Here is a 4,367-nt window from a genome sequence, read left to right on the forward strand (position 1 = left end):
CACTCCGCAAAAACTGTGCATCTTGTCAACTACTTTTACTGGACTGCCTCTCTAGTAGCTCAAGCAGCTAACGTCAGCCCATATAGCCCTTGGCAAACAAATATCTCCTGCACTGCATCTCAGTGATTTTGAGCAAGTTTAAATCACTTACCAACAGCTAATACTAGACCCTCATGAGCTAGCATTGCTTGAGGAAAGGCAGATTTAATATCGACTTTAACTTTGTCAAGAAAATCATCATGGTCATCTGGGTGATGATGAGAAATGGCTAACCGTTTAACACCAGCATTCAGACCTGCATTCACCGCCGCTTGCCAGAGTAAATCAGCAGAGTCGTGGTTGTGAGACGTAGGAGGAGTGTAAGTGGCATTGGCAATCAGTAAGTCAACGCCTTTAATAAACTGTAAAATCCGCTCTCGCTCCACTTGATCAGCATTCTGGTGCAAATCTGTGACGTAGGCAACACTATACCCTTTCCAAGTAATTCGGTAGCCAACTGAACGCTGAGTTTGATTAATTAATGCAGTTGTAATGGTGACATCATCTAGCTTTACGTCACTGTCTGGAGTCAGATTGTAAAACTGTAATTCCGACTGCATTACCTGTAAAGGGTAAGGAAAGTGTGGTTGGAGCATCTGATCGTACAGACATTGTTTGATTGAGGCTCCATTTGATGCAGCTGTGCCGTAAATATGAAAACAATTTTCCCCAATAAATGCTGGAGCAAAAAAGGGAAACCCTTGAATACGATTTGATTGGCAGTTGGTAAAAAATAAATGGGCTTCTAGTGGATGTTGCTGTTCTTGCCAAGTTTTACCCAGTATGCGTAAGCCAGTGCCGCCATCAAAAATCAAGCGTTTTCCTGCTACATGCATTTCTACACAAGCAGTATTACCACCATAACGACTAGTATTGCTACTTGGAGTGGGAATCAAACCTCTTACACCCCAGAATTGCACGATAAATTCACCTGCTGGGCTACTTGGCAGGGTAGATGACTTTTCAGGTATGTAGCTCTGAGAATCCGACAACTCAAAATTTGACATTTTCCTTGAAATTAGACCTTACCGAGCAGGTCATCATAGCGCCGCACTTCCAACAGCCTATTTTTTTCGTCCACAATGACTACTGTAGGAGAGTAACTTTTTAACTCTTCTGGAGTGAACTGCCCGTAAGTCATTATAATCAAGCGATCGCCAATAATGCCTAGACGTGCCGCACCCCCATTCAACTCAATTACTCCTGAGTGGGCTGGAGCCGGGATCGCATAGGTAATAAAGCGCTGACCGTTGGCACTATTAACTACTTGCACCTGCTCATAGGGTAAGATGCCAGCTTTTTCTAAAAGCATTTCATCAATGCTGATACTACCCACGTAGTTGATATTCGCCCCCGTGAGGGTGCAGTTATGAATTTTTGCCAAAAGGAGAGTGCGCTGCATTTTGATATTGGGTTAGTGGCAGATTTTAAAATCCGTAACAAAGGAAAGTTATCAAAGTGAGGAGTTAGGAATAAAAATTTATAACTCTTAACTCCTAACTCCTAACTCCTCTATTATCCTCTATAAGCTTTGACGGATTTTTCTACTAAAGCTGCAACCTTATCCACATCTTGCCAACCGAGAATTTCAGTCACCTTTTTTTCCAAATTTTTATAACTACGGAAAAATTCGGCAATTTCATCTAAGCGGTGTGGTGCTACGTCTTTCAGAGATTTGACCTGAGTGTAGCGCGGATCTTTGTCAGGAACACAAAGGATTTTCTCATCGCGATCGCCACCGTCAATCATCTCTAAGAAGCCAATCGGTCGTGCAGCAATAATACAGCCTGGAAAGGTCGGCTCGTCAATTATGACCATACCATCTAGGGGATCGCCATCATCAGCCAAAGTATTGGGTACAAAGCCGTAGTCGTATGGATATTGCACCGAGGAATAAAGTACTCGGTCTAGAGCAAAAGCTTCTAGTTCCTTGTCATATTCGTATTTATTTTTGCTTCCGCCAGTAATTTCAATCAGAACGTTGATTAGACCAGATTTCGGTTGGGCAGGAATACGAGATAAATCCACAAAAAGCTCCTCTGATAACAGTGAATCATGGGGGCACTCAGTCAGCTTCGCTCCCCGTGTAGAATTTTAGGGCAATATGGATCTCTTCCCAAGGTATTCATTTTACGGGATGGGGCATTGGGCATTGGGCATTGGGCATGGGCAAGAGGACAAGGAGAATTGGGGACAAGGGGAAAGACTTGTTTCAAGTTCTCACCCTTGTCCCCAATTCTTCTCCTGCTCCCTCATCTCCCCACTCCGCTTGAAATGGAAAAAGGGTTGCGAAGTTTATTCGCAACCCTTTTTCCAAGAGGGTATTATTCTCTCCCGCCCTTAATTGCTGTTGGAGGGATTTCTGCCCCTATTCTGCCAATACAACTGAAACCTGGAGCCACACAATTATAGATTCAGCTTATTTCTGATGAAATACATTCACATCTACAGGGGTTGTCTCAAAATCAGTTTTCTGCTTTTTGTAGCTTTCCTGCTGGTGAAGTACTACTGGGAAGCTTTATCAATCATTCCTTCCTTGTAGGTTTTGGATCAGAGGTTGCTGGTTATTTTGAACATCAGTTGAAGAATAATGGGCGATTACAAATACGGGTAGGATGAGAGTCAAGAGAGCGATCGCAGTTCCCACAATGTCTGCCAAACGTTGGGAATATGTGTCGGCAGAATTGGCAGACTGGCTATTTGAATTCATACAAAATTGAAGTTCTTCGTAACACTGTGTAGGACTACTCTCTGATTGAGAGTATCAATACTATTTTAGCTATTTTTAAACTGTAAAATGTGTAGCATCCTACAACTTAAACCAGTTCCACAACTGTCATAATAGCCTTTTTATACATGGAGTTCTTAATACTAAGTTACAAGTCAACACATGTTTTATTTTGTAATTAATATTGTCAGATGTTCCCTGTATGTTGTAACGGTTCGTATATGTAAAGCTAACTTTGACAGCATCATAAATTACATTTTTTGCTGTTTAAAGATTAATTAGTAAAACATATTTGTCCGATACTTCATGATTATAACATCCTAAAATGCCTTTGATAAGGTCATTTTACTGGAATTGTTAATTTGTGATACAGGACACAAAACAGCAATTGCACTGAATATTTCTCACTGCTTTTGATTGTTATACAGTATTTATACACACAAATATTTGACATTAGGCAAGAAATGTTAGGAATGCTTGTTGTAACCAACAATAGCTACCGAATAAATACTGATGCGTCAACTGTGTAGGGCAGTAGAAATTCAGTGATAGCACTAAACAAATGTTTCAGAATTTAGATTTTCAAATTTGTGCAATATTACAGCGTTTTTGTCAATCTATATATAGGTAGAGTAAAAGATATTTTAGAAGGTGGCGTAGAAAGATTACCGCCAAACTTTACTCATATCTTAACAAAATAGCCAATTCCAATTTTCAGAGCTAAATCTGTATAATTTTTTGGATAAATTAAAATTTAATACGAAAAATTGTATAACAAATTAATCAACTAAAAAAACCGCCACTAAATATAATAGGGCGGTCTGGTTAAGCAATCGGAGGGTAATTACAGATTACTTTGCTAATAATTCAAATTGCTGTAACGAAGTTTGCATTAAATTGGGGATTAGGGATTAAGCATGGGGCATAATTATTCTCCTTGTCTGCCTCATCTCCTTAGTACAGTACGGTGGAAAAAAGACAACCATTTGAAATCAATGAAAATTTTATTCAATAAGCCTTTTGACACTTCTCTGCGAGACGCTACGCGTTAAGCGTAGCTATGCCGCAGGCTTTACGACTCCGCTCAGTCTTAACTTTTGAATTCCGCGCAACGGTACTAGTTCTTTCCGTAAACACTCATTGGTTCCTTGATAAATCGAGTGTAAAGATGTTTAAAAGTAGACTTAATTACGCGAGGCATACCAAAATCGATGGGCATCAACTTGTCTGGTAGCCGCCAATCTTGTATTTTTAATAAGTCAGGATTTAAATGCGGAAACTCTATGGCAGTTAGTTCTGGACAAACTCCTAACCTTTGCGAAGCTGCAACTGTGGGCACTTGTTCAGGAGGAACATTGAGAATTTCTACCATCGCTCGATCTAAAGCAAATATATCTGATGCGGCTGCTAAAATTCCCAGTTGGCGAGGTTCCCCGTTGCTGGGTCCATTTCCTTCATGACCGATGATGCCATCTAATATGGTTAAGTTAGGGTTAATCGCTCTGGCAGTTTCTACTAACATTTCACCAAATCTATTCACATCTTGGTTGAGTCGATGGGGGATATTATTCCCCGCACCTCTCAGTTAAATCTGGGCGTG

Annotated in this window: 5 protein-coding genes; all 5 read right to left on the bottom strand. The window is 40.4% G+C overall.

Annotation, left to right across the window (positions count from 1 at the left end; all coding sequences use genetic code 11):
* Nucleotides 1–143: 143 nt before the first annotated feature.
* The 5 genes from VB740_RS17270 to VB740_RS17290 all read right to left on the bottom strand — a co-directional run bounded on the left by VB740_RS17270 (nt 144) and on the right by VB740_RS17290 (nt 4,352).
* Nucleotides 144–1,046: an MBL fold metallo-hydrolase gene (locus VB740_RS17270; RefSeq protein WP_323201192.1), complete on the bottom strand. Its 903-nt coding sequence runs from the start codon at nt 1,044–1,046 to the stop codon at nt 144–146.
* 11 nt (nt 1,047–1,057) lie between these two features.
* Complete coding sequence (gene panD, locus VB740_RS17275) at nt 1,058–1,441, bottom strand: aspartate 1-decarboxylase (protein ID WP_323201193.1); 384 nt, start codon at nt 1,439–1,441, stop codon at nt 1,058–1,060.
* A 113-nt stretch (nt 1,442–1,554) separates the two neighbouring features.
* Entirely contained in the window at nt 1,555–2,067 is a 513-nt protein-coding gene (locus VB740_RS17280) for an inorganic diphosphatase (RefSeq protein WP_323201194.1), read from the bottom strand.
* Nucleotides 2,068–2,560: 493 nt separating this feature from the next.
* Nucleotides 2,561–2,749 (bottom strand): hypothetical protein, encoded by a 189-nt coding sequence (locus VB740_RS17285; RefSeq protein ID WP_323201195.1) that lies wholly within the window; start codon nt 2,747–2,749, stop codon nt 2,561–2,563.
* Nucleotides 2,750–3,884: 1,135 nt separating this feature from the next.
* On the bottom strand, nt 3,885–4,352 hold the full coding sequence (locus VB740_RS17290) for a DUF362 domain-containing protein (RefSeq protein WP_323201196.1): 468 nt from the start codon (nt 4,350–4,352) through the stop codon (nt 3,885–3,887).
* Nucleotides 4,353–4,367: the final 15 nt, after the last annotated feature.

The sequence above is a fragment of the Nostoc sp. UHCC 0251 genome, assembly GCF_034932245.1.
Lineage (GTDB): Bacteria > Cyanobacteriota > Cyanobacteriia > Cyanobacteriales > Nostocaceae > Nostoc.

What these genes read in the sequence shown, in the direction of transcription:
- VB740_RS17270 (WP_323201192.1), bottom strand. Translation starts at nt 1,046, where the DNA reads ATGTCAAATTTTGAGTTGTCGGATTCTCAGAGCTACATACCTGAAAAG.
- panD (WP_323201193.1), bottom strand. Translation starts at nt 1,441, where the DNA reads ATGCAGCGCACTCTCCTTTTGGCAAAAATTCATAACTGCACCCTCACG.
- VB740_RS17285 (WP_323201195.1), bottom strand. Translation starts at nt 2,749, where the DNA reads ATGAATTCAAATAGCCAGTCTGCCAATTCTGCCGACACATATTCCCAA.